Below are 25,288 nucleotides of genomic sequence, written 5' to 3'. Positions count from 1 at the left end.
CACTCTCCTTCTTATAGGATCATCCGGTCGTATTTTTCTTCTCTTGTTTGGATAGAAGAATAGCCTGCTTAAATAGTTTCAATGATGGCGCGTTGCCGTACATAAGTACACCGCCACGATAAACACGTGCACCAATAACAGCAAATAGTAAAATGGCACCCACTAGAACACCAATGCCAAGGGCTACTTCCCATACCGGCAATGAAAGCATTCCTACCCGAAGCAGCATAAGCATCGGTGTAAAGAACGGGAAGTAAGATGCACCTGCAACAAAACCAGATTCCGGATTTTCTCTGCCGTACATTGCAATCATGAATGCTGCTACGATCAGAATAACAACAGGAGTCATTATGTTGTTCACTTCTTCTACTCTCGTAATCAATGAACCCAGCATTGCAAAAAGCGTCGCGTAAAGGAAGAATCCTAATACGAAGAACAATAGTGCATAGATGATCAATGGAATTGGAATCTCATTCAGTTTAAATTCTTTTATTATGCTTTCACTTCCGCTAAGTCTTTCATTTAATTTAGCAGATGTAATTCCTGCAGCAACAAATACCGCTAGTTGTGTAAGAGCTATTAGAACAATACCAAAGATTTTTCCAAACATCTGTTTAACTGGAGAAACAGATGAGATTAAGATTTCCATTACTCGGGATGATTTTTCAGTAGCTACTTCCACCGCAATCATACTGCCGTACATCATTACAGACATATACATGAAGAACAATAATACGTAAACAAGTATATATACTTGAGCTGCTTCTTCTTCACTTTTTGCAGTGTCGGACAATGAATCCTTTTCAAATGTCACAGGCAGGTAAATCGCTGCCAGCTGTTCTTGATTCAACCCGATGGATTCTGCTGCACTTTTATTCTTTATCTGTTGAAGTGCCATTTCAATGTCCGTAATCAAGTCTTGATTTGTAACATCCTCCGCCTTATAGCTTCCCGTTATCATTCCTGACGTATCTTTATCTAAAATAAGAAGACCGTCCAGCTCACCATTAAGAACGGAACTTTCGGCATCTTTCTCTGATTTACTAAAGGCTTCAGCTTTGATGTCTGCCCCTGCTGCTTTGAGTTGTTCTTTCAGTACTGGAAGTGTATTTCCTGTCTTATCGATGACTCCAACTTTTGCTTCTTCTTCTCCGCCAAACATTTTTGTGATCTCGTTCATGTTTGTCACGACAAACAATAAAGCAATCGTAATTAGTGTAGAGATCATGAATGGTTTAGACTTTATCTTAGATCGGTATGTATGCATCATAACAATCATAAATTTATTCATGAACCACACCTACCTTTTCGATGAAAATATCATTTAATGAAGGTTCTTCGAGTTCAAACTTCCTTACAAATCCTTTGGCTTGAATGGCTTGGAACAAATCATTGGCGACTTCTTCACGCTCTACTTGCAGCGTAATGCCATCCGCCGTCAGACGGTGTTTCAACACACCCTTTGTATCTTTCAAATATCTCAAATCAAAGTCCGCTTTTACAGAAACGTTCTTCTTGCCAAAAGCACGCTTAATATCTTTTAAGCTTCCATGTACGACAGAATTGCCTTTGTGCATGATGCATAAATGCTCGCAAAGTTCCTCAACATGCTCCATTCTGTGGCTGGAGAATACAATCGTCGTACCTTCTTTTTTCAATTCATGTACAGCGTTCTTTAATAGTTCAACATTTACTGGATCCAGCCCGCTGAAAGGTTCATCTAAGATTAATAGTTCCGGCCGGTGAAGAACGGCAGCAATAAACTGTATCTTTTGCTGATTCCCCTTTGAGAGTGATTCAACTTTTTTATTTAAGTATTCTTCTGCACCAAATCGTTTTAGCCATTTCTCTGTTTGTTCTTGTATAAGTGTTCGTGACATTCCGCGCAATTGGCCTAAATAGATAAGCTGCTCTCTTACTGTCAGCTTTGGATAAAGACCCCTTTCTTCGGGTAAGTAACCTACAAGATCACTAGTTTCATAAGAAATTTCTTTCTCGTTCCATGAAATTTCACCACGAGTAGGTGTTAATAAGCCAAGGATCATCCTGAAGGTTGTCGTTTTCCCAGCACCATTCGCACCCAGTAATCCAAAAATTTCACCTTTAGGTATTTCTAGATTCAGTCCTTCTACAGCTGTAAAAGAACCAAATTGTTTCCGGACATCTTTTATGGTTAACATAAACTTCCCTCCCGCTGTAAAATATACCATATTCTACCTTGTGCGTGGTGCTAAAAACCTAAGTTTCAAACAATTTATCAAGGATGTTGCAGGAAAAATCGGTCGAATGTTGAAATCAATTTTTAGATACGAAAGGAGTTAGACTTTTCATGAATACATATGCATTAACTGCTTACGAAAAGAACGGCGAAAAAATATTAGATGAGGCAATTACAGCATCTAATGATTCAGAAGCAAAACAACGGGGAGAAGCCCGTCTGGCTGAATTAAACATGCAAGAAAAAACGCACCGTCTGACTTCACCAAAAGGACAGTTGCTTCTTTTCCATCGCTGATGAGACTCATGGAAACGAGGGGAAAAACAGTGAGTGAGGTTTTAATTCGCGAAGCACGATATGAAGACAGCTATGAACTTTCTTATTTAATGGGGGAACTCGGATATCCAACCTCCCCTGAAGAAATGACAGAACGCTTAGAAACGCTTCTTCCCAATACAGCATACGCCTGTTTTGTAGCTTGTGTAAATGAACAAGTTATAGGTATGATCGGTCTTACGAAAGGCATCTACTTTGAAAAAAACGGCTGTTACGCAGGAATTTCCGCGCTTGTAGTGAGTGAAGAATTCAGAGGAAACGGCATCGGCAAACAGCTTGTTCGCTATGGAGAAGAATGGGCAAAGGAACAAGGTGCAACAGCTATCTTACTGAATAGCGGAAAACACCGAACAGATACTCATGAGTTTTACCGAAACTTAGATTATGATGATACAGGATTGCGATTTATAAAAGTAATGCTTTAAAAATGAGAAAACCGGGTGCTGAATCGCCAGCACCCGGTTTCTACTATTTTCCGATCATTTTATTGACCCCGTAATGTCTATGTTGTTTATTTAAGGTTAACCCAAACGCTCTTCACTTCAGTGTAGTTGTTCAACGCATAAGATCCCATTTCACGGCCGATGCCAGATTGCTTGTATCCGCCGAACGGAGATGCAGCATCGAACGCATTGTAGCAGTTCACCCAAACTGTACCTGCACGAAGCTTGTTAGATACATAGTGAGCTGTTTTTAAATTCTCTGTCCATAGTCCTGCAGCAAGACCATACTCAGAATCGTTCGCACGTGCGATTACATCATCCAAGTCATCAAACGGCATTGCCGCTACAACTGGTCCGAAGATCTCTTCTTTTGCGATCGTCATCTTATCATCAACGTCAGCAAAAATCGTAGGTTCTACGAAATATCCTTTCTCAAAAGGAACAGATCCTCCTGAAAGAAGTTCAGCACCCTCATCTTTACCTTTTTGGATATAGCTTAGAACGCGATTATGCTGTTCTTGAGAGACTAGAGGTCCCATTGTAGTTTCTGGATCAAGTCCAGGTCCTTGTTTGATCTTTTTAGCATGTGACACAAGGTCAGCTACTACATTATCAAACGATTTCTTCTGAATATATAAACGTGATCCGGCACAGCAAACTTGTCCTTGGTTGAACATGATTCCGCTAAGTGCACCAGGGATCGCACGGCTCATGTCAGCATCCGGAAGAATGATGTTCGGCGACTTTCCGCCAAGCTCTAACGTAACACGCTTCAATGAATTAGAAGCATTACGCATGATCAGCTTACCAACTTCCGTTGATCCAGTAAATGCGATTTTGTCCACATTTGGATGGTCAACTAGAGCTGCTCCTGTTTCACCAGCACCTGTTACTACGTTAAGCACGCCTTCAGGGAACCCAGCATCTTGAGCTAATTTAGCAAGGTATAGTGCAGAAAGAGGCGTTTGCTCTGCAGGCTTCAATATAACTGTACATCCAGTCGCAAGTGCTGCTCCAAGCTTCCAAGCCGCCATCAATAACGGGAAGTTCCAAGGAATGATTTGTCCAACTACACCAAGTGCTTCATGACGTGTATAGTTGAAAAAGCTTCCTGCAACAGGAATGGTTTGTCCAACAATCTTAGTGGACCATCCTGCATAGTAACGGAAATGTTCAATTGCCAGCGGAACGTCAGCGTTCGTTGTTTCTCCGATAGGCTTACCGTTGTCTAATGTATCAAGTTGTGCTAATTCTTCTTTATTTTCTTCCATTAAATCTGCTAGTTTGTAAATTAAGTAGCTGCGCTTTGATGCAGGCATCTTCGACCAGTATCCAGTTTCGAATGCTGCTCTAGCAGCTTTTACTGCCTTATCGATGTCTTCTGGCCCACCTTCTGAAACCACTGCAAGTACATCGCCAGTTGAAGGGTTTAATGTTTCAAATGTTTTTCCGCTTGCTGAGGAGACCCATTCTCCATTAATAAAATGTTTTTTTGTTCCGTTCAGGAACTCAGCCACCTTTGGTTTTAATTGTAGGTCTAATGTTTTTTCCATTTGAATCCTCCCTTTACAAAGTGAATCTTACATAAATATTATTCGTCAGGATTCATGAAAACCCTTTCATTTTCAACATTTGTAATAAAAATGAAACGTTTTTGACTAAATTCGGCAAGAGAGTGTCGAATCTTCAAGGATTTTTGATGAGGGATGATATGTCTCTGGGCGCGCATAAATCTCCCTGAGCGCGCATAAATCCTTCCCATACTCCCGTGAACCGCTATTTTCACAACAAAAAAACTCTTCCTGGGACAATATAAATCCAGAAAGAGCCCTCATCTAACATTATTTCATTGTCTGGAAGCGCATTTGCTTTCGGAATACCTCTTTTACCATGTAAGGAACGCCAAGCTGATCATTCGTTCTTGTGATCCACTTCGCCTTCTTCTTTACCTCATCAGGTGCGTGCGCCATGGCCACACCTAACCCGGCAAATTCGATCATATCCATATCATTGTACGAATCGCCGATTGCCACCATTTCATTTGGAGCAATTCCAAGCTTTTCCCCTAAGAACCGGAGTGCATTCCCTTTTGTTACTTTTTTAGCGGTTATCTCCAGCTGGCACTTTGTTGAGGAAGAATACTCGAAATCTGGCATATGCTCCTTCAAATACTTCATAGCAGACTCGCATTCTTTTTCATCAAAAAACTGTACATCCATTTTCGGCGGTGAAACTTCCTGAGATAATACATAATCTCCGAGATTCTCCGTAAAGGAAACAGGATAAAACAATGGATCGCCCGTACTTAACGTCAACTTTGCTACAAGCTGGCTTTTTTGCTTAAGCTGATTACCTACTGAGAAGCGCTCATGAACGACTCTCATGTGACATTCGTAGTTCTCGAGTACATCTACAATTCTGTAGGTATCCTCCACTGACAGCCGGTTTTCATGAAGCGGTTCATCAAGAGATGAAGCAATGAAACCGCCATTATGGCTGATGAGATAATTGTTGATCTTTAGTGCCTTTGCAATCTTTTGTGTAGATGGAAAGCTCCTTCCCGAAGCGAGTGTGACATATACCCCTTTTTGCTGCACATAATCAATGGCTTCTTTCGTTTCTCTATCGATGCGGAAATTGCTTCGCAGTAGGGTTCCGTCGATGTCAATCGCCAGTAAACGGTATACCATGTTGCTCCCCCCATTTCGCGAAAATAAAGTATAAGGACTCGAGTTAAGTCTATGACCTTTAAACATGCTTTAGAACGCTGACAAGCCTAGGAATTCTTGCTCCATAAGAAAAACCCCTGTTCGGTTAGAAACAGGGGTTTAGTTGATTTACTATTATTGTTGTTGGCCTTCTTCTTCAACCATTGGTCCATAAAGCTCTTCAAGGGGCTTTGTGATCACTTTGTTTAGATCGTTGATGATCATGCTCATGCGCTGTTCTGCTGCCATTAGCTTTGAGATTGTTTCATTTTGCTGAACGTCAGCAAATAGCTTTTGAGCTTCTTCAATCTCTTCCTGAGTTACTTCTTGACCGTTCATTTGTTTTTGCTGAAGATTAACTTGAATATCACGGAATTTCCCAAAAAGTTCTTTTGTTTCCGGATTATTATTAACTTCATCATAGCTATTTTTTAAAGCTTGGAAGTCCTCGCTGTTTCTTAGTGCTTTTTCTAGATCGTAAGCAACATCATATACGTTTGCCATTGGTAAAATACCTCCCATGAATTAAAGTACGGTACCCACTATAACAGACTCTACAAAAATAGTACAAGGATACCCTGAAACAGGCCAATAATTCCCCCTAAAAGGGCTCCGAGCCACGTGATCATTTTAAGCTCGCTTTTTGCGATCGATATGATGATTTCCTCTAAACGCTCAAGTGAGAATGTTTCAACTTGTTCTTCCACGATTTTGGCCAAGTGCATCTTTTCAAGAAGGACGTCAAGTCTTGCCACAAATAAATCTAATCCAGCTGCTACTGCTTTTGGTGTAAGCTCATCAATGAGCCAGTTTTCAAAAGTTTCAGAAAGAGTATTTACTGGTGTGTTTAAATATTCTTCGATCGGCAGTCTTTGCGTGACTTCTTTTGCCAGTCCTGCAGTAATATCCGGCATGTTCAACAGGGCAACAGCTTCTCCCATTCTTTTTTCCATAAAACCACGGTACTCTTGCTGAAGAAGTTTAAGCAGCGTTTCACGGGTATTTTCGTGTTTTAGGAATTTAATGAGTTCTGGCTGTACCTTTTCAGCGATACTTACATTTCCAAAAAACATAGATACCATATTAACGAGCATTCCTTTGTCCATCAGAAAAGCATCTATTCCGCTTGCTAAAGCTTTTCTGCCTTCCGTGCTCTCTAAATAGAGCACTCCTCTGTTTAATAGCCAGTCTACTACTTCCGGCAGCTTCTCTTCACCTGCGGCTACAAATTTTTCTGGCAGAACATCTTTCATTTCTTTGCTGTTCGATTCCTCAAGCATTCGTTTCATTCTGTTTGCAAGCCAGGTTTCGGTAGTAGTTTGGATGCGATTTTGAACATCATCAACGCCAAAGTCTTTTTTTAATAGCTCTTTTAATGTAATGTCACTTTGTAAAAAGCGTTTAACCTCACCTTGGACGAGTTCAGTCATCTCAGATTGAAAGCCGGTATCGTTGATTTTCGCCTGAACACCCTCTGCAGTTAAAAGATGATTTGTTACCGTTTCCCCAAGCTGTACAGCCAGTTGATGCCTTCGCTTCGGAATAAGTCCTGGTGTAAAAGGCACTCGGAATTTTCCTATATATAACGTGTTAAAGGGCCTGAATAACATACGGATCGCGATGGAGTTCGTCAAACCTCCAATAAACGCTCCGACAACGACCATGATTGTCAATGTAAGCCACATATTCATATTTGTTTCTCTCCATTACTGCTTATTCTATTTAATTAGTATAAGCCATTTTGAAAGTTACAAGCAATTTGGACCTAAGACGTAATTACATTTCATTGCCATCAGGTAAGATGTCAACATAATAGAAACGGTCCATATTTGTATACATATCTTTGGCTAATCTGGTTTCACCAAATTTAAACTTAATCGGAAAAGAAAAGTTTGGACCATCAAAAACATAGGTATGAAACTCTCCATTCTCACCGCAAATATCCTGTCCATCAGGATAATCATTTAAAAATTGCTGATCCATTATTCTGCCTGCAAAAGACTTATCTATTACAGAAATATCAATACAGCAGACAACAGTCTTAAAATCTTTCTCCAAAAATTCTTTCATCACTTGTTTTGAATCTTCTCCCCATATAGGAAAAATAGGTGTTAAGCCAGTACCTTCAAGCATCTTTTCTCTGTAGGATTTAATATCTTGTAAAAAGATATCGCCAAACATGATGTATGGGATGCCATCCGAGACTATTCCATTTACCGCTTGTTTCATTCGCTGCTGGTAGACTTCATTCGGACAATCACGCGGAATCCAAACTTTCCGAAGCGGTATACCGAGTGATTTCGCCTGCAGTTCCAGCAGATTATTTCGCACCCCATGCATCGTTGTTCTGTTATAGCCTTCGGTTAAAGTCGTCAGCAAAGAATCAATTTCCCAATCTCCTGATTCTTGCAATCTATGTAAGGCCAGAACAGAATCTTTTCCCCCGCTGAACGATACTACAATCCTTTTCTTCATACTCTCCTCCAGTATCTTAACTTTATCAATTAAAAGGCGGCAGATCGAACGAAAAATCTTCTGCTTTCAGTTCTAATAAAAGTTCATCTAGGATTTCCGCTGTCTGCTTCAATTCATGAAGCAAAATGATCGATCCATCTTTTGAATGATTGATTATGTTATAAACGATATGCACTGCACTTTTCTTATGCTCCCAATCTAGTCCTGCAACTTCCCATAAGAATGGTATAAGCTTTAATTCCTTCAGTACCTCAAGGGTATCCTCATTAAACTGGCCATAAGGCGGACGGAAGTATTTCATTTTCTGCCCAGTTAAATTTTCAATTTGCTTCTTATTCGTCCAGATATCGTGAAACTGCTCTTCCCGGGTAAGCCTAGTTAAATCTCTATGACGGAGCGAGTGGCCTCCTATAATATGACCTTCATCTATTACACGCTTCCATGGCCGGTGTTTATGGAGGAGTCTTGACTGCCAAAAGAACATCGCTTTAACTTCATGCTTTTTTAAAATATCCAAGATCGGGACCAGCACCGAAGAAGGTCCATCATCAAAGGTCAGAATTAGAGACTTCGAAGTTTGCTTGTTCCAATTTTGTTTATTTGTCCAGATTTCTTTATTTGACCAGTCGTACACGACCGTTGATGATGTGATTCATGGACACTTTCTCACCGTTATCTCCTCCTGCTCTATGAAACCCGTTTAGTATATAGCGCAACATTGCTATAATAATAACAAGCTTTTCCTTGAAAGGATATGAAATAGGATGCTCAATAAATTAAAGATGCACTACAAAAAATCTATTACAACCGACCTTTCACAGCAAACAGGATACCTCTGGTTTATCACAACGGATGGTGAACCGTTTGGCATCAAACGATCTGTTCTTGCCGAATCAGAAGTTCAGCTGCTGCACTCTATGTTTGATAAATATGAGATTGAAACATCCCTTACATACAACTCATCACAAATTAAATGGAAGAAAATCCTTTCAGGTGAACACACAATAAACGAACAAAGTTTTTACCGCTTTATTCATTTCTTCAGTAAACAGCCCATTACCGATCACACGGCATTTACAGAAGCGGTTAACGGACTTTTCCCTGAGGAAGCTGTTCTATTATTTAATGAAGAAAGCAAGAGCGGTGTGATTATTGAAACCTCAAAACAAGACTATAATGACACACCGTATGAAGCTTTAAAAGATATGCTTTCTACCGATTTTTACATCGATCTGTCCGTGTATATCGGCTTATTCAATTACGATCAAAATAAAGCAAAACAAATCTATGAACATGAAAGAAATAATTTCTTAACGGTCAAAGGCAGTTTACCCCCAAGATCGATCTATACGATTTCAGACATATTACCGTCTATACTGCTTCATGAAGCGAGTACCGAAACAAAAGAAACATTAACGGACATGCTTGCTGAATGGCTGGAAGATGACAAAGAAACTATAAACACGATTAAAGTTTTTGTAGAATGCAATATGAATATCTCACTTGCAGCTAAGAAATTATATATTCACCGCAACAGCCTGCAATACAGAGTAGACAAGTTTTTTGATAAGACAGGAATCGATGTGAAGCAGTTTAAAAATGCGCTTGCCGTTTATATGGCTATCCTGTCTCTCGAACAGAAATGAACCTTCTAGAATGGTCTCTTTGTGCACCTTGCATAAAGCGACCTTTTTATTTTGGGCATGTCGTCCATTTACGCCATCATTATGAAAGCGTAAACTTAAAACATCAAGAAAACGTTTACATCGGAAGGGGATTATTAAAATGGCAGAAATTAAGTTAAATAACATCGTTAAACGATATGATAACAAAGTAACAGCTGTACATGACTTCAACCTTGATATCTCTGATAAAGAGTTCATCGTATTCGTAGGTCCATCAGGCTGCGGTAAATCAACAACACTTCGTATGATCGCTGGTCTTGAAGAGATTTCGGAAGGTGAACTAGTAATCGATGAGCGCGTTGTTAACGATGTTGCTCCAAAAGACCGTGACATCGCGATGGTATTCCAAAACTATGCGCTTTATCCTCACATGAACGTTTATGACAACATGGCGTTCGGATTAAAGCTTCGTAAATTCAGCAAAGATGAAATCGACAAGCGTGTTAAAGAAGCTGCTCGTATTCTTGGTCTTGAGCAATACTTAGACCGTAAACCCAAAGCTCTTTCAGGCGGTCAGCGTCAGCGTGTTGCACTAGGACGAGCAATTGTTCGTGACGCAAAAGTATTCTTAATGGATGAGCCTTTATCTAACTTGGATGCAAAACTTCGTGTTCAAATGCGTGCAGAAATCACAAAGCTTCACCAGCGTCTGCAAACAACTACGATTTATGTAACGCATGACCAAACAGAAGCAATGACAATGGCGACTCGTATCGTTGTTATGAAAGACGGACGCATCCAGCAAGTTGGATCTCCAAAAGAAGTTTATGACACACCAGAAAATATCTTCGTTGGCGGATTTATCGGAAGCCCGGCAATGAATTTCTTGAACGGTACTTTAGAAGATGGCTTCTTTAAAATTGGCGACACTAAGATCGCAGTTCCTGGCGGAAAGATGAAAATCCTTCAGGACAAAGGTTATACAGGGAAAGAAATCGTACTTGGTATTCGTCCTGAAGACATTCATGATGAGCCTTTGTTCTTAGAGTCTTCTTCTAACACAAAGATCGATGCGAAGATTGACGTTGCTGAATTAATGGGAGCTGAAACGTTCCTTTACTCTACAGTAAGCGGACAAGATTTCATCGCACGTGTTGACTCACGTACAGACATCCGCAACGGACAAAGTATCTCCCTTGCGTTTGATATGAACAAAGCACACTTCTTTGACAAAGAAACTGAACTTCGTATTCGTTAATATACCTTTTTATACGAGTCCTGCTAATTTGAAGCAGGGCTTTTTTGTTGTATGAGACCCATAACATCCATAAAATAGGAACATATGTGATGAGGTCTTGTTTTTATGTGATGATTGTACATTTTTATGTGATTGTCCTTAATTTTTATGTGATTATGTATACCCCGTAAAGAAATAGAACAAATTCCCTGTTATTTTTTTTTTACTCGGGGAAAATGTTAAATGATTGACGAAACAGAAACCGCTTTATACAATTAATTCTATAAAATTTGTCGGGATTACCCCGGCTAGGAGGACTTCATTTGAAAAATACACTTAAATCTCTGTTGGCACTTACCCTTTCAGCTGTTCTTTTATCAGCTTGCGGAACGTCTGACAAATCAAAAGACACTGGTTCCGATAAAGAAGAAAACGTATTAACGATCGGTACAGAAGCTACATATCCACCGTTCTCATACCGAGATAAAAAGACGAATGATATTACCGGCTATGACGTTGACGTAGCAAAAGAAGTAGCAAAACGACTTGATATGGAACCTAAATTTGTAGCTACTGAGTGGAAGAACATGTTTACTTCACTTGATTCAAAAAGATTTGATCTTGTAGCAAACCAAGTAACTGTTACGGATGAAAGAAAACAAAAATATGTATTCTCAACTCCATATACAGTTTCAGGCGGACAGATAATCGTCAATAAAGACAATACAGATATTAAAGGAATCGAAGACCTAAAAGGAAAAGTTGTTGGTACTACACAAGGAAGCAACTATGCAGCAGAAGCTGAAAAAGCTGGAGCAAAAACAAAGTTTTACAAAGGTATCGCACAAGTTCTAACAGATCTTGATGTTAATCGTGTAGACGCTGCAATGAACGACCAGTTATTCATTTTAACGGAATTAAAGAAAACGGATTATAACGTTAAACCTGTAGGTGAACCTTTTAACAAGAATGAAATGGCATTCGCATTCCGAAAAGATGATAAAGAACTTGTTGATAAAGTGAATAAAGCTCTTGAGGAAATGAAGGAAGACGGAACTTTAACAAAGATCTCCGAAAAGTATTTTGGAGAAGATGTAAGTGAATAACCTTTCAGAAATTCTGGTCAACTCCCTCCCCTATTTGCTGGAGGGAGCTGTTTTTACTATTTTAATCAGCCTATTTTCAATCCTTGGAGCACTTATTTTCGGACTGGTTATTGCATTATGCCGGATGTCATCAAGCAAAATTCTTGCGGGGTTTGCTAAAGGATATATTTCTTTTTTCAGAGGAACACCATTATTAATTCAATTACTGATTCTATATAATGGCTTTACATTCATATATGTACCTGAGGGATGGCAAGCTGCTCTGGCTGGTTTGATCCTGCATTTCAGCGCCTATATCGCGGAATCATACCGTGGAGCCATTCAATCTATAGAAAAAGGACAATGGGAAGCCGCTTTTTCACTGGGGATGAACAGATATTTGACTTATAAAGAGGTTATTTTACCTCAAGCATGGAGAATCTCTATCCCTTCTGTCTGGAATTCATTAATCGATATCGTTAAAGCTTCCTCTCTTGCTTCTGTTATTACGGTACCGGAATTGACACTAATGGCTGACCAGATCAGCGCTTCTCAGCTGATCGTATTGCCAGTATTATTAGAAGCTGCAGTCATCTATTGGATTTTAACCTCTCTACTGGATGGCCTAAGAGTCGTTCTCGAACGGCGCATCAGAATAAGCCAATAAACTTCATGTCCTTGTATTAGGATATGAAGTTTTTTATTGCCACTCTCCAATAAAGAAAAGAACTTCTTGATCGCATGCATCGCAATAAAAGACATGCGGACATTGACTGTCTTTGAAGTCTGTCGGATAGCCATCCTCTAATTTAAGTTCGTCTACTTCCATATAAGGGCTATAATCATCAAAAAAATCACTTACTTTCCCTTGGTCTTGAATAGCCCGGCCGCATTCCGGACATCGGACATTTATCGTTTGAAAGTTGTTGCAAATTGGACACATTGCCATAAATAAATTACACTCCTTCATAAAAAGGAGTGGATTACTCCACCCCTTTACAGCCATGTTTTTATAAGAGTTAGCGTGATCCGCCTAATTGTTGTTGTGCCATCGCTACTAAACGTTTCGTAATTTCCCCACCTACTGAACCGTTAGCACGTGCTGTTGTATCTGGTCCAAGTGTTACACCGAACTCAGATGCAATTTCATTCTTCATTTGATCGATAGCCTGTTGTGCACCAGGTACCACTAATTTGTTACGTCTTGCCATGTTGTTTCACCTCCTTGATACATATTGTGTATACATCACAATTTCTGTATGCGCTTTTAAACCTGGCAATTTATAGTGTACTTCCCATACCATTTACGTTTTTCTTAATCATTATTTGCATTGAAAAAGAGTGCATTCTATAAAGAAAGAAGCGACTCAGCATCTGCTGAATCGCTTTTATTTTTTTAGCAGCTGTTTGTAAAATGAACGTAGAAGCGCCGCCTTTTGTTTGTTATTTGAAAAATAAGCTCGTATAAGGGTCCGTACTTTTTTATATTTATTCTGATAAGGATACCAGTTAATCTCTTTTTGCTTTATTCCAGGATCTTTCATAACGGACATTTGACGGCTGAATGTATACAGCCCTTCATCACCATGATATCTGCCGGTGCCGCTGCTTTTTACACCCCCAAAAGGCAGATGAGGATTTGCGACCGAAATAAGAACATCATTAATCACGGCGTTGCCCGTCACAAGTCTTGACGTAACACGGTTCGCTTTTGTGCTGTCTTTCGTCCAAACACTTGCATTTAAGCCGAATTCAGTACTATTCGCTTTTTGAATCGCTTCTTCCTCTGTAGTAAAAGCAATGACAGGCATTACAGGACCAAAAGTTTCTTCCCTGACAATCTTCATGTCTTCCGTGATATTTGTTAAGATCATCGGCTCAATATACATGCTTTCTCCCCACTTATCAGGGTGTTTACCTGTCAGTAATAATGCCCCTTTATCGATTGCATCTAAAACATGATCTTTTATAATCTCTTTTTGCTGTTGAAAAGTTAAAGAACCAACGTCCTCTCCTATCTTCAGCTTTTTCGTTTCCTCCACAAGGCGGTCTATAAATTCTCCATGAACTGAGCTTTGTACATAAACACGTTCAACCGACATACAGACTTGGCCGGCATTGGTAAATGCACCCCATACAGCACCATGAACAGCTCGTTTTAATGGAGCATCTTCAAACACGATCATCGGGTCTTTACCGCCGAGCTCCAACGTATATGGAATGAATCTTTTGCTTGCTTCTATACCAATTTTTCGGCCCGTTTCAACTGAGCCTGTGAAAAAAATACCGTCTGGTGTTCCAGAGACAAGCTCCTGACCTAACTCTTTACCTCCATGTGCTACTTGAATTACATTTTTCGGCAGATTGATCTCTCTTGCAATTTTTTCAATCAATAAACCTATAGTTGGTGTGACCTCAGATGGCTTTAATATTACTGAGTTACCTGCAATTAAAGCTGAAATAACAGGTGTCATGGAAAGTTGAAATGGGTAGTTCCATGGTGAAATGATTAAAACCGTTCCTAAAGGAAAATAATCAACATACGATGACTTTCCTACAAAAAGAAGCGGTGTAGAAATTCTTTTGCGCTTTAATACTTTTGGTGCGCGCTTTTCATAGTGCTGCAGAATATCTATAACTGGCATAAGATCTGCGGTTAATGCTTCTGTCCTTACTTTACCCGTTGCCGAACATATTTCTTCAACGATTTCATCCATATTATCAAGCAAATATTGCTTCATTTTCTTTATAAATGTAAGCCTGGTTTCTAATGAGCGGCTGGACCAAAACTTGAATGCTGCCGACGCTTTTTCATACATTTCAGGTACATGCTGAATTTCAGTTTCAAGCCACTGGTCAATTGTTTCGCCGGTTGCAGGATGTTTTGCTATTAATACATTTTTCATGTGGCGCACCTCCTTTGTCAAAACATTCATACATCTTTCATCATACCTTTTTTACGCTTTAATGTTTATTTATTTTTTCGAATTGATAATATGTCGATATTCTTAAACCTATAAACATAAAAGAAACGGGGTATAACCTTTATGAATAAAACAGTTTTAATTACCGGTGCCTCAAGCAATTAGTTTAGAGTTCGCATCACTCTTTGCCAAGGATGGATATCACCTCGTCCTAAACGCAAGAAACGAAACGAAGCTCAAAGAAATAGCTGAGCAATGGGTTTAAAAATAAAGCTTTAGCAAACTTAGTCCGTTTCCTTCCGCGAAAGTCAGTTTTGAAAATTGTCCATTATGTTCAAGATAAAAAATAAATTACCTTTAGGAACTGCCTGCTAACGGCTGTTCCTAATTTTTTATATCGACCACATATATTTCGAATTAAACACCTGTTTTGTTTCTTGATAGCATAAATGTAACAGTGTAATATTACACTTAAAGAGAATATTATAAACCAATAATCTGAAATCTATCTTACATACATATACTTGAATTGAGGTGGGAATAAGATGAATCAAAAATGGATGAGACACGAAGGACAAAAATGGGTTGAGGAAAAAATCATTACATCTGACCAGCTTGATCGAATTGTTTCCCGTTATTCAGATTCAAAAGAACAAAACAAATTTACGGGAATTCTTCCTGTATTAGCAAGCATCTTAATTGCTATCGGAATCTTATCGTTTATCGCATCAAACTGGGGTGAAATCCCCCCTCTTGTACGTCTTTCCCTTTTAATCGTAATCATGGCCAGCTTCTATCTAGCTGGTGAAAAGTTTATCAAAAAAGGGAATGAAATATTAGGTACATCCCTTAACCTGCTTGGTATTGTGACATTTGGTGCCAGTATTATTCTTTTAGGGCAAACCTTTCATTTAACCGCTGTAGATGCAAGGCTATTTGTGTTCTGGAGTTTACCTGCTGTTTATTATTTGTTCAGAGACAGGCACAAGCTTTTCTTCCTGCTTTTAATTGTTTTAACGATAGGCGGACAATTGTACAATATGGGAGAATTCAATAGCTTTAGTTATTTATTATTCCTTCTCTTTTTGATCAGTGTCGGAGGTTTTGTATTTTTATATCCAAGAAGGCAAGAAACTTTGCTTTTCACGCTAGGTGTAAGTGTTCAAGTGTTACTGTTTATTATTGTTGAAGATCTGAACCTGCTCTGGTTCTTCCTTTTCGGGTTCGCGCTTTATACTGCAGGACTTTGGGTAGAAAAACCAGTATTTAAACAATCGTTTAACAGGATTGGATCCCTTATTGGATTTGGTTTTGCCTATGGGTTTTATTTTACACTGACTAATGAATTTACTTCTGAATTTGAACTTCCAAATGCTGCCCTCTATCTGCCATTATTAATGGTTATCATTTGCCTTGCGATTATCGGAAAAAGAAAAGAAAATCGATTTTTGTATTTATGGGAATTGCTTATTTTTGTTCCTTTTTTCTACTTAGTAAATGCAGCAGATTCATTAATGGTTGGTCTTTTATATTTGGTTGTTATGTTTGTTTATTCTGGATTCATGCTGGCAGAAGGGTACCGGAATGAAAATCGGTCTCAGATTAATTTTGGAATCGTTTTATTCTTGCTGGTATGCCTAATAGGGTACTTCAACCTTGCATGGGATTTCATGCCTAAATCAGTATTTTTCTTATTGGGTGGAATTCTGCTGTTTATTCTTAATGCTTTCCTTCAGCGTAAGAAAAAGCGAATCCTGAGAAACGGAGGAAACGCATCATGAATAAAAAAAGAGGATGGATCATAGTTGTTATACTTCAAGTCCTATTTTTGCTTTTCATCGCGGGTAGCTATTACAGCATTGATTATTTTGGCAAAGAGATTAAAATCAAAACTGCTCCCGTCGACCCTAGAGAAATTTTATACGGTGATTATGTTACTCTCCGTTTTGAAATAAGTACGGTCTCCCTTGCAAAATGGGTAGGTGACGCTAGTTTATTAGAGCGCGGCGATCGATCAGTTTATGTTGTTTTATCTGAGAACAAAGAAGGTTATTATGTAGTTAAAAATGTTTATCCAAACAAACCAGATGTTTCAGATGAACAAATCATCTTAAAAGGGAGAGCTGAGCGAATCTGGGGTGAAACATCAGATCAGCTACAAATCGATTATGGTATTGAACGATATTATGTTCAGGAAAATACCGGGACGGAATTGGAACAGCAAGCAGGAGATATGGATGCTTTCGTAAGTGTTTCCCCATGGGGGTCACATAAAATCACATCATTAAAACCTCGGTAAAATAAAACCTCTTCTTAAGGGGGCTTTTTTTCTTCGGTTTAAGATTGTTATTTACGGGAAAATTGATAATGAGGTGAAAACAATGTCTGATACTAAAATAATTGAACTAAAAGATGCAATTAACGAATGGTCCGGAAATCAGATTTCAATACGCAAGGAAGAAACAGGTGATATTGACCAAATAAGAATTTCATTGCAAGAAGCGACATTCGAACAAAGAGATGCTCAAGACGAATACTTGGGAGACCATATATTGTTTTTACACGGCACAGCTTATGCAGCTGAAGAAGGTACACAGGTAGAACTCCCTTCAATTACTTATGAGATTCCAATTGACGGCATAACTGACATTAGACTTGATTCGGATATTGTATCTTTTGAAACAAGTAGAGCTCAATATGTTATAAATAAAAACTAAGAGCTGATCCAATTGGATCAGCTCTCTTTTTAATCTTGCAAGCTTCTTGTTACGCTGAAAGGGTATCTGCAGAAATAGCAATTTGATCTACTGCTTGACTAAGTTCTTCGATTACCTCAGCCATTACTTCAACTTCATTTTCAAGCTTCCCGCTCCGTTCTGTACTTCTTCCATTTTAGATAAAATCACATTAAAGAAATCCGTGATCTCTATTAGCTTCAGAAACACTGTCATTTATGTAGTGATGAATGCTGTCAACAGACTCCGAAACAGCTGCTATCCTTTTATGGGTGTTTTTCACAAGATCTGAAACACCCGATACTGATGTTTTTGTTTGATCCGCTAATTTACGGACTTCATGAGCTACAACCGAGAATCCCTTCCCTGCTTCTCCTGCTCTTGCTGCTTCAATTGCTGCATTTAAGGATAGAAGATTTGTTTGTTCAGCAATGGCAGTTAGATATCAACAACATCATTGATTTTAACGGTAGCTTGTTCTAAGTTAATCAGCTCCGCAGAAATTTGTTCAGATTGTTCTTTTACTTTATGAATCATCTGTTGATGTTCATCAAGCTTCCTTTATAATCACTTATTTACTGTATTCCAATATTTAGCGAATCGATGTGACATTTATCACATTTTGTCGCTCCTATGTTTTATCGACAACAGAAAGGGTATCTTCAAGTAAGCAAATATAACGATTACAAATAAACGAAACGAGGAGTGATTCACATGTGGAAGAAGAGATGGGCAGCCGGTACGCTGGCAGCAATGCTGACTTTAGGTGGATTAACTGCTTGCGGTGATGGTGTTGACCAGGATAACGGTGTAGATGACGGCGAACAGAACGATGAAATGGATGAAAAGAATAAAGAAGAAGGTTAAATACAAGAAAACGAGCTGGCTCAACCGAAGTTGAATCAGCTCGTTTTTGCTGTTTACGGTACGTGTTCTTTTATTTATTACACGTTCGCTCAAGAATGGCTTTTTACGCTCAGAATACGTCCAGTTACGCTCAAACTGCTCGAGCTACGCTCAAAACCCATCCCGTTTCACTCAAAATCACCCTACCAGCGCTCAAATACATCTATTTTTCACAATTACACCATTAAGCTGTTTTTTCAGCACGTTTTTCAGTTTTCCCTTGCTGAAGCTGATACATCTGGAAGTAGCGTCCCTTTTGTCCCATCAGGTCATCATGGTTTCCTCGTTCAACTATTACACCGCGGTCTAGAACAAGAATCTGATCTGCACTTTTAATAGTTGAAAGTCTGTGAGCTATAATGAACGTCGTTCTTCCCCGCTTCAATACATCAAGTGCCTCCTGAATAACGGCTTCTGTTTCTGTGTCGATGCTTGCTGTTGCCTCATCCAGAATCAAAATTGCAGGATTATATGCCAATGCTCTTGCAAACGAAATCAGCTGACGCTGTCCGGATGAAAGTGTGCTTCCCTTTTCTATAACCGGTTCATCCAAGCCTTTTGGAAGGTTATTGATAAAAGGCATAGCACCTACATCAGTTAGCGCTTTTTCCACTTGCTCTCTAGAGATCTCTGGATTATCAAGACTGACATTGGAAGCAATCGTACCTGTAAATAAGAACGGATCTTGTAGAACAATACCCATATGCTGCCGCAGTTCTTGTTTTGACAGTTCCATAATGTCCCTACCATCAATCATGATTTTCCCTTGTTTGATGTCATAGAAGCGGAACAGCAAGTTCATAATAGAACTCTTTCCAGAACCAGTATGACCCACAAGTGCAACAGTCTCGCCTTGCTTCGCCTCAAAAGAAATATTCTTTAGAACTGGTTCGCCTTCCACATAACTGAATGTTATATCGTTAAACTCTACATTACCTTTATATCGTTCGATCTCATTCTCTGTAACCTTCTGTCCTGGCTCATCCATTAATACAAAGACTCTCTCAGCCGAAACAAGCGCCTGTTCGAGTTGGGCAAGCTGGTTAACCATCCCTGTAACGGGGTGGAACATTCGGTTTAAATAATCTACAAAGGCATATAGAACACCGATTGAAATAACTGAACCTATACCAAGTGCCTGACCTCCAAAGTGCCAAATAAAAGCCATGAAAGCAAGGTTTTTCAAGAATAGAACAAGGTTGTGGCCTGTCATCGCATTCAAGCTTAACAATTTATTTTGAAACGTGAAGTATTCCTTATTCATTGTTTCAAATTCTTCAGTCGTTTCCCTTTGTCTCTTAAACGCTTGAATGATTGTCATACCGTTTATAGATTCGTTAATCATTCCGTTAATGTCACTAAGTGTGGAACGGATTTTGTGATTATATTTTGATGCGAACTTACGATATACCTTTATCCAAACGACTAAAATCGGTACGAGAACCAAACAGATCGTTGCAAGCTTAACATCTAGCAAGAATAATGCGGTGAAAATACCTGTGAGATAGATAATTCCCGTAAAGAAATTCGCCAGTACGTTAATAAATAGTTCTTTAATGGCTTCTGTATCATTTGTAATACGAGAAACGATTTTACCTGCAGGCTGGTTATCAAAATACGTGATCGCCACTCGCTGTACGTGAGCGAAAACGTCTTGACGGATTTTTTTGATAACCAAGTTTGATGAGCGCTGCAGCATGTAACGCTGCCCGTACTGAAAAAATGATGCAAATAAAAGTAATCCTAAATAAATCATCATAAGCTTCATGATTCCTGCTATTTCAGGTTCATAAAAAGCAAATGTTTCACGTACATTCAGCTTATCTGCCGGGTATGTTTCAGACTTCCCTTTAAAAGAAATCGTCACTTCTCCATTGTTGGCTGAACGTTCACCGTTAATAGAAACAGGCTGATCGATTATATAATAATCACGCTTTACCTGGACAACCCGAATCTCTTTTCCTTTATTTTCTCCCTGATCAAAATGATCACTTCGTTTATACCAGTTCCCATCATACTTCACTGCTGCTCTTTCTTCTTCACTTACCTGATACCATGGCTTTTCGATTCCAAGGATATGATCGTCTATCATAGTTTTGGCGATAAACGGCCCCGTAAGCTCAGCCGCAATTGCGACTGTCAGCATGAGCAAACCAAGGATGAAGTTCTTTTTATATTGAAGTGCGTATTGAAACAGGCGCTTCCCAACGTTCATGGCTACACCGCCTTATTATCATTTAAGTTTTGTTCGATCTGCTGGCGTTCATGCTGCTCTTTGTACCAGCCATCTCTGGCAATCAAGTCTTCATGTCTGCCTTCATCCACGATCTCTCCATCATCAATAACGATGATCCAGTCTGCATGTTCAACAGCAGATAACCTGTGAGTCGTAATAAAAGTTGTCTTACCCGCACGTTCTTTACGGATATTCCCGATAATAGCAGTCTCTGTTTTTGCATCAACAGCAGACAATGCATCATCTAAGATCAAAATTTCAGGATCAACACATAACGCACGAGCAATAGAAACGCGCTGCTTCTGTCCTCCTGACAACGCAACACCCTTCTCGCCAACGAGGGTTTTCAAACCCTCAGGAAGATATTCAACGTCATTTTTAAAAGAGGCCATTTCCATAACGTGGTTCAGCTTATCTGTATCAGCTAAACTATTTCCGAACAAAATATTTTCTTGAACGGTTTTAGAAAATAAAATAGCATCCTGCGGAACATATCCAATCCAACCTTGCAGGTCCTCAAGTGCGATATCCTCTATTCCGATTCCAGAAAAGCTGATTTTCCCTTTTCCAACCGGATATTCTCTCAGCAATTGCTTCAGCAATGTTGTTTTACCGCTTCCGGTACGCCCTACTATCCCGAGAGTCTCTCCTTTTTTGATTGTTACATTAATATCTTTTAGATTATCGGTTTCCGATGAAGGATATCTGAATGAGACATCCTCAAATTTAATTGTTCCTGGATCTGATAAAGGAACAAGGTCCTCGCCATTCTTAACATCTGGTTCGTACGCCAGCGTTTCATTTACTCGATCCAGTGACGCGCTGCCTCTTTCCATAACATTAATTAATTCACCTACTGCGATCATCGGCCAGATCAGCATTCCTAGATAGACGTTAAATGTTACAAGCTCTCCGAGTGTTATCGTATTATGAAAAACCATGTATGCTCCATAACCTAAACCAATTAAATAGCTCATCCCTACAAGGATCTTAATCGTTGGTTCAAAAAGAGCATCGATTCTTGAAACTGCCAGGTTCTTTTCGAAAACATCTTCCGTTACTTTATTGAACCGTTCTACATCCGCTTCTTCCTGCACATAGGCACGGATTACTCGGACTCCTTGGATACTTTCCAGAACAGAATCGTTCATTTCTCCGAATGCATCCTGTGCAACAGTAAAACGCTGATGTACTTTTTTACCGTATTTTTTAATGATGAACGCAATGACTGGCAGCGGAATAAGAGCCGCAAACGTCAATTTCCAGCTGATCATAAAACCCATGACAAACAGAATTGTAAGCATGAACAAACTTGAATCAACGAGTGTTAAAATTCCGAATCCCGCTGTCATTGAGATCGCCTTCAAGTCGTTCGTCGCACGAGCCATCAAATCTCCTGTTCTATTTTTCTCAAAGAATGTAGGAGTCATTTTTAATAAGTGACGCATGAAACTTGAACGCATTGTCCGTTCAATAATAAAAGCGCCCCCAAAAAGCTGATACATCCAGATGTACATCGTAATATACATCGAGATTAATACTGCTACAAAGATTCCAAGAGTTTTCATCATATCGTCTTTAGTAATCGTACCCATATGAATGGAATCTATTGTATTCCCGATTAGTTTAGGAGGGATAATCTCAATAATTCCAACACCGGTAAGCAGGACGATCGCTACTGTATACCGAATCCAATGCCTCTTAAAAAACCAGGCTAACTTGCCTAAAACCGAAAACATAACTTTCTCTCCTCTCAATCTCGCAATCTGCATGTAAACATATGTTTAAACGAGCTACCCAAAAAGTGTATGATCCTTGCGTTCTAGCCACACAAATAACACTCCATTTTTCATTTCGTTTCCTCCAGATTTTTTATAGGCTGTTTTCGCAAACTTTGTTGCTCTTGAAAGTGGTTGATTTCCGCTCCAGGATGCTCGCTTTCCGCGGGGCGTGCGGTGAGCCTCCTTGGCGCTTTGCACCCTTAGGAGTCTCACCTGTCCCGCTTCTCCCGCAGGAGTCTCGCACCTTGCTCTCCAATCAACTTGCCAATGAAGAGAATGAAAAAAATGACCTGAAAGCAACAATCTTTTAGAGAAGAGCCTTTTTATATATTGCATAAGAGAGTGATCTCTTCGAGCAAACGAAAAAACAAAAAAGCATACCACTCGAAGGCGATATGCTTTAAAAACCAGAAAAAAACACACGTCACGACTGGGGTGACCTGTGGTATGAATATGTATAGTGATCAGAAAAAATTAGAAAGGAATCCTAATACAATTCTTCAGGCAGGTCATGATATGAAGTTGTAGAGTCTTTGCCCATTGCAATACAGACCATTAATTGAGTAACAATCATTTTTTTCACCATGACACAACCATCCTTTCCAAAATTTTGTAGTTTTCAACTTTGGTAATCTTAACACTATTCTAATAACTATGTCAATTCCATTTAGATATGCATTTAATTTATTTTGCTGTTTACTATATGACTTGGAGTGCTGTATGGTGTGTCCATTTTTATTAAATTGTTTTATAAAGTTTCGACCAAAGGAAACATACGTTCTAATTATTAATATTAGACTTCTTCTTTGATATTCCTTTATAAAATTAAAATATTTTTGTTTATATTTTTCCCATAAAAATGTCCTTCACATAATATGAAGGACATTTTATCAAATAGTTTATCCAATTTGTCTCGTTAAGTTTGCCATTTCGATTGCAGAAACAGCCGCTTCCCAACCTTTATTTCCAGCCTTCGTTCCTGCTCGTTCAATCGCCTGCTCGATGGAATCTACTGTTAAAACACCAAAGATTACAGGAACACCGCTAGTCATAGCGGCTTGAGCAACACCCTTAGCAGCTTCATTACAGACATAATCAAAATGTGGTGTAGAACCGCGGATAACTGCCCCCAATGTGATTACAGCATCATAGTTCCCGCTGTCTGCCATCTTTTTCGCGATTAATGGAATTTCAAATGCTCCTGGCACCCATGCGATATCAACATCTTCCTCTGAAACGCCATGTCTCTTGAAAGCGTCCTGTGCACCGGAAACTAATTTATCTGAAATAAAATCATTAAAACGCCCTGCAACGATTCCTACTTTTAATCCTGATCCAATTAAATGTCCTTCAAACAATTTTGCCATCTTTGGTTCCTCCTGTTTTAGAAATGAAGCATGTGCCCCAATTTGCTTTTCTTTGTTTTCAAATAATCTTCATTACTTTCGTTGTGAGGCATCTGAAGTGCTACACGTTCAGTAACTTCAAGATTATGGCCTTTTAAACCGGCAATCTTTCGCGGGTTATTTGTTAGGAGTTTCATTTTATCGATCCCAAGTTCTTTTAAAATTTGAGCTCCGATTCCGTAATCACGCAAATCCGGTGCAAACCCGAGCTGCTCGTTCGCTTCAACTGTATCAAGACCCTCTTCTTGAAGCTTATAAGCCTTCATTTTATTAATAAGCCCGATGCCTCTTCCCTCTTGTCTCATATACAATAAAACGCCGCGGCCTTCTTTTTCAATCTGAGTAAGTGCCGCATGCAGCTGAGGCCCGCAGTCACAGCGGTTTGAACCGAACACATCTCCTGTCAAACATTCAGAATGAACCCGTACCAGGACAGGCTCACCATTACGGATATCACCTTTAACAAGTGCTACATGCTCTTTGTTATCTAATATATTTGAAAAACCGACTGCTTTAAAATCACCATATTCAGTGGGAAGCTTAATCTCGACTTCCCGCTTGACCATTTGTTCCGTCTTATTTCTGTACGTGATCAGATCTTTGATCGTGATCAGCTTCATATTGTGCTGTTTAGCCAATTCTACAAGCTCAGGCACTCTCGCCATCGTTCCATCTTCTTTCATAATTTCACAGATAACTCCTGCGGATTTGCTGCCCGCCATTTTTGCCAGATCAATAGCTGCTTCTGTATGACCTGCTCTTCTTAAGACTCCTCCTTTTTTTCCGATTAACGGAAAAATATGGCCAGGACGCTTAAAATCAGATGGAACCGAATCTTTATTCACAAGCTCACGAACAGTGGCGGCCCTTTCTTGCGCTGAGATTCCTGTTGTGGTTGAAATATGATCGACACTAATCGTAAAAGCCGTTCCATGTGAATCTGTATTCGCTGCTACCATTGGAGATAAATCCAGCTTTAACGCAATTTCTTCGGAGATCGGCGTACAAACTAAGCCTCGTCCATGTGTTACCATAAAATTAATGGATTCAGCGGTAATTCCTTCAGCCAGGGCAACGAAATCCCCTTCATTTTCACGATCTTCGTCATCCACTACGATAACAATTTTTCCAGCCTTTAAATCTGCTACTGCTTCTTCTATGGAGTGAAACATG

Annotated in this window: 26 protein-coding genes; 10 read left to right on the top strand and 16 right to left on the bottom strand. The window is 39.4% G+C overall.

Annotated elements, in window-relative coordinates; translation table 11 throughout:
• Nucleotides 1-19 precede the first annotated feature (19 nt).
• Both M3196_RS14435 and M3196_RS14430 read right to left on the bottom strand, forming a co-directional pair.
• A complete protein-coding gene (locus tag M3196_RS14435) occupies nucleotides 20-1,291 on the bottom strand; it encodes an ABC transporter permease (protein WP_251323018.1) in 1,272 nt (423 codons plus the stop codon).
• A complete protein-coding gene (locus tag M3196_RS14430) occupies nucleotides 1,284-2,180 on the bottom strand; it encodes an ABC transporter ATP-binding protein (RefSeq protein ID WP_251323017.1) in 897 nt (298 codons plus the stop codon). The genes M3196_RS14435 and M3196_RS14430 overlap by 8 nt, the downstream gene beginning before the upstream one ends.
• Before the next feature lie 149 nt (nucleotides 2,181-2,329).
• Between M3196_RS14430 and M3196_RS14425 the strand changes: the two genes are divergently transcribed.
• The gene (locus M3196_RS14425; RefSeq protein WP_066286575.1) at nucleotides 2,330-2,515 is read left to right on the top strand and encodes a YhzD family protein; all 186 of its coding nucleotides are present in this window, start codon (nucleotides 2,330-2,332) and stop codon (nucleotides 2,513-2,515) included.
• Nucleotides 2,516-2,544: 29 nt separating this feature from the next.
• Entirely contained in the window at nucleotides 2,545-2,979 is a 435-nt protein-coding gene (locus M3196_RS14420; RefSeq protein WP_251323016.1) for a GNAT family N-acetyltransferase, read from the top strand.
• Between the two features lie 86 nt (nucleotides 2,980-3,065).
• Here M3196_RS14420 and M3196_RS14415 read toward each other — a convergent pair whose 3' ends face one another.
• The 6 genes from M3196_RS14415 to M3196_RS14390 form a co-directional block, all read right to left on the bottom strand.
• Nucleotides 3,066-4,550: an aldehyde dehydrogenase family protein gene (locus tag M3196_RS14415; protein ID WP_251323015.1), complete on the bottom strand. Its 1,485-nt coding sequence runs from the start codon at nucleotides 4,548-4,550 to the stop codon at nucleotides 3,066-3,068.
• A 288-nt stretch (nucleotides 4,551-4,838) separates the two neighbouring features.
• Complete coding sequence (locus M3196_RS14410) at nucleotides 4,839-5,687, bottom strand: Cof-type HAD-IIB family hydrolase (RefSeq protein ID WP_251323014.1); 849 nt, start codon at nucleotides 5,685-5,687, stop codon at nucleotides 4,839-4,841.
• A gap of 153 nt (nucleotides 5,688-5,840) precedes the next feature.
• On the bottom strand, nucleotides 5,841-6,209 hold the full coding sequence (locus M3196_RS14405) for a YlbF family regulator (RefSeq protein ID WP_251323013.1): 369 nt from the start codon (nucleotides 6,207-6,209) through the stop codon (nucleotides 5,841-5,843).
• A gap of 50 nt (nucleotides 6,210-6,259) precedes the next feature.
• On the bottom strand, nucleotides 6,260-7,396 hold the full coding sequence (locus M3196_RS14400; RefSeq protein WP_251323012.1) for a DUF445 domain-containing protein: 1,137 nt from the start codon (nucleotides 7,394-7,396) through the stop codon (nucleotides 6,260-6,262).
• Nucleotides 7,397-7,481: 85 nt separating this feature from the next.
• Nucleotides 7,482-8,180 carry a diphthine--ammonia ligase gene (locus M3196_RS14395; RefSeq protein WP_251323011.1) on the bottom strand — a complete coding sequence of 233 codons (699 nt, stop codon included), beginning with the start codon at nucleotides 8,178-8,180 and terminating at the stop codon, nucleotides 7,482-7,484.
• A 25-nt stretch (nucleotides 8,181-8,205) separates the two neighbouring features.
• Nucleotides 8,206-8,814: a polysaccharide deacetylase family protein gene (locus M3196_RS14390; RefSeq protein WP_338082950.1), complete on the bottom strand. Its 609-nt coding sequence runs from the start codon at nucleotides 8,812-8,814 to the stop codon at nucleotides 8,206-8,208.
• Nucleotides 8,815-8,944: 130 nt separating this feature from the next.
• Here M3196_RS14390 and M3196_RS14385 point away from each other — a divergent pair, with 130 nt between their 5' ends.
• The 4 genes from M3196_RS14385 to M3196_RS14370 all read left to right on the top strand — a co-directional run bounded on the left by M3196_RS14385 (nucleotide 8,945) and on the right by M3196_RS14370 (nucleotide 12,794).
• Nucleotides 8,945-9,826, top strand: a complete 882-nt coding sequence (locus M3196_RS14385; RefSeq protein WP_251323009.1) for a PucR family transcriptional regulator — start codon at nucleotides 8,945-8,947, stop codon at nucleotides 9,824-9,826.
• Between the two features lie 139 nt (nucleotides 9,827-9,965).
• Nucleotides 9,966-11,063: an ABC transporter ATP-binding protein gene (locus M3196_RS14380; RefSeq protein WP_251323008.1), complete on the top strand. Its 1,098-nt coding sequence runs from the start codon at nucleotides 9,966-9,968 to the stop codon at nucleotides 11,061-11,063.
• Nucleotides 11,064-11,365: 302 nt separating this feature from the next.
• Nucleotides 11,366-12,148, top strand: coding sequence for a transporter substrate-binding domain-containing protein (locus tag M3196_RS14375; protein WP_251323007.1), 783 nt, complete (start codon nucleotides 11,366-11,368; stop codon nucleotides 12,146-12,148).
• Nucleotides 12,141-12,794: an amino acid ABC transporter permease gene (locus M3196_RS14370; RefSeq protein ID WP_251323006.1), complete on the top strand. Its 654-nt coding sequence runs from the start codon at nucleotides 12,141-12,143 to the stop codon at nucleotides 12,792-12,794. The genes M3196_RS14375 and M3196_RS14370 overlap by 8 nt, the downstream gene beginning before the upstream one ends.
• A gap of 33 nt (nucleotides 12,795-12,827) precedes the next feature.
• On the opposite strand, the gene M3196_RS14365 is transcribed toward M3196_RS14370, so the two are convergent.
• The 3 genes from M3196_RS14365 to M3196_RS14355 form a co-directional block, all read right to left on the bottom strand.
• Nucleotides 12,828-13,076 (bottom strand): hypothetical protein, encoded by a 249-nt coding sequence (locus M3196_RS14365; protein WP_251323005.1) that lies wholly within the window; start codon nucleotides 13,074-13,076, stop codon nucleotides 12,828-12,830.
• 70 nt (nucleotides 13,077-13,146) lie between these two features.
• Complete coding sequence (locus tag M3196_RS14360) at nucleotides 13,147-13,338, bottom strand: alpha/beta-type small acid-soluble spore protein (RefSeq protein WP_251323004.1); 192 nt, start codon at nucleotides 13,336-13,338, stop codon at nucleotides 13,147-13,149.
• A gap of 177 nt (nucleotides 13,339-13,515) precedes the next feature.
• Nucleotides 13,516-15,033 carry an aldehyde dehydrogenase family protein gene (locus M3196_RS14355; protein ID WP_251323003.1) on the bottom strand — a complete coding sequence of 506 codons (1,518 nt, stop codon included), beginning with the start codon at nucleotides 15,031-15,033 and terminating at the stop codon, nucleotides 13,516-13,518.
• A 563-nt stretch (nucleotides 15,034-15,596) separates the two neighbouring features.
• On the opposite strand from M3196_RS14355, the gene M3196_RS14350 reads away from it, so the two are divergent.
• From M3196_RS14350 to M3196_RS14340, 3 genes are all read left to right on the top strand, one after another.
• Nucleotides 15,597-16,832 carry a DUF2157 domain-containing protein gene (locus M3196_RS14350; RefSeq protein ID WP_251323002.1) on the top strand — a complete coding sequence of 412 codons (1,236 nt, stop codon included), beginning with the start codon at nucleotides 15,597-15,599 and terminating at the stop codon, nucleotides 16,830-16,832.
• On the top strand, nucleotides 16,829-17,350 hold the full coding sequence (locus M3196_RS14345; RefSeq protein ID WP_251323001.1) for a GDYXXLXY domain-containing protein: 522 nt from the start codon (nucleotides 16,829-16,831) through the stop codon (nucleotides 17,348-17,350). Before M3196_RS14350 ends, M3196_RS14345 begins: the two co-directional genes overlap by 4 nt.
• A gap of 82 nt (nucleotides 17,351-17,432) precedes the next feature.
• Nucleotides 17,433-17,768, top strand: coding sequence for a hypothetical protein (locus tag M3196_RS14340; protein WP_251323000.1), 336 nt, complete (start codon nucleotides 17,433-17,435; stop codon nucleotides 17,766-17,768).
• 190 nt (nucleotides 17,769-17,958) lie between these two features.
• Here the strand turns inward: M3196_RS14340 and M3196_RS14335 are convergent, their stop codons facing one another.
• Nucleotides 17,959-18,219, bottom strand: coding sequence for a methyl-accepting chemotaxis protein (locus M3196_RS14335; RefSeq protein WP_338082954.1), 261 nt, complete (start codon nucleotides 18,217-18,219; stop codon nucleotides 17,959-17,961).
• 281 nt (nucleotides 18,220-18,500) lie between these two features.
• Here M3196_RS14335 and M3196_RS14330 point away from each other — a divergent pair, with 281 nt between their 5' ends.
• On the top strand, nucleotides 18,501-18,653 hold the full coding sequence (locus M3196_RS14330) for a hypothetical protein (RefSeq protein WP_165389501.1): 153 nt from the start codon (nucleotides 18,501-18,503) through the stop codon (nucleotides 18,651-18,653).
• A gap of 223 nt (nucleotides 18,654-18,876) precedes the next feature.
• Here M3196_RS14330 and M3196_RS14325 read toward each other — a convergent pair whose 3' ends face one another.
• The 4 genes from M3196_RS14325 to M3196_RS14310 form a co-directional block, all read right to left on the bottom strand.
• The gene (locus M3196_RS14325) at nucleotides 18,877-20,907 is read right to left on the bottom strand and encodes an ABC transporter ATP-binding protein (protein WP_251322999.1); all 2,031 of its coding nucleotides are present in this window, start codon (nucleotides 20,905-20,907) and stop codon (nucleotides 18,877-18,879) included.
• Nucleotides 20,908-20,909: 2 nt separating this feature from the next.
• Complete coding sequence (locus tag M3196_RS14320; RefSeq protein ID WP_251322998.1) at nucleotides 20,910-22,667, bottom strand: ABC transporter ATP-binding protein; 1,758 nt, start codon at nucleotides 22,665-22,667, stop codon at nucleotides 20,910-20,912.
• Nucleotides 22,668-23,608: 941 nt separating this feature from the next.
• A complete protein-coding gene (gene ribH, locus M3196_RS14315) occupies nucleotides 23,609-24,076 on the bottom strand; it encodes a 6,7-dimethyl-8-ribityllumazine synthase (RefSeq protein ID WP_251322997.1) in 468 nt (155 codons plus the stop codon).
• A gap of 17 nt (nucleotides 24,077-24,093) precedes the next feature.
• On the bottom strand, nucleotides 24,094-25,287 hold the full coding sequence (locus M3196_RS14310; RefSeq protein ID WP_251322996.1) for a bifunctional 3,4-dihydroxy-2-butanone-4-phosphate synthase/GTP cyclohydrolase II: 1,194 nt from the start codon (nucleotides 25,285-25,287) through the stop codon (nucleotides 24,094-24,096).
• Nucleotide 25,288: the final 1 nt, after the last annotated feature.

The organism is Fictibacillus nanhaiensis, from assembly GCF_023715445.1.
Taxonomy (GTDB): Bacteria; Bacillota; Bacilli; order Bacillales; family Fictibacillaceae; genus Fictibacillus; species Fictibacillus nanhaiensis_D.
This window is presented reverse-complemented; position numbering and strand designations above follow the sequence as displayed.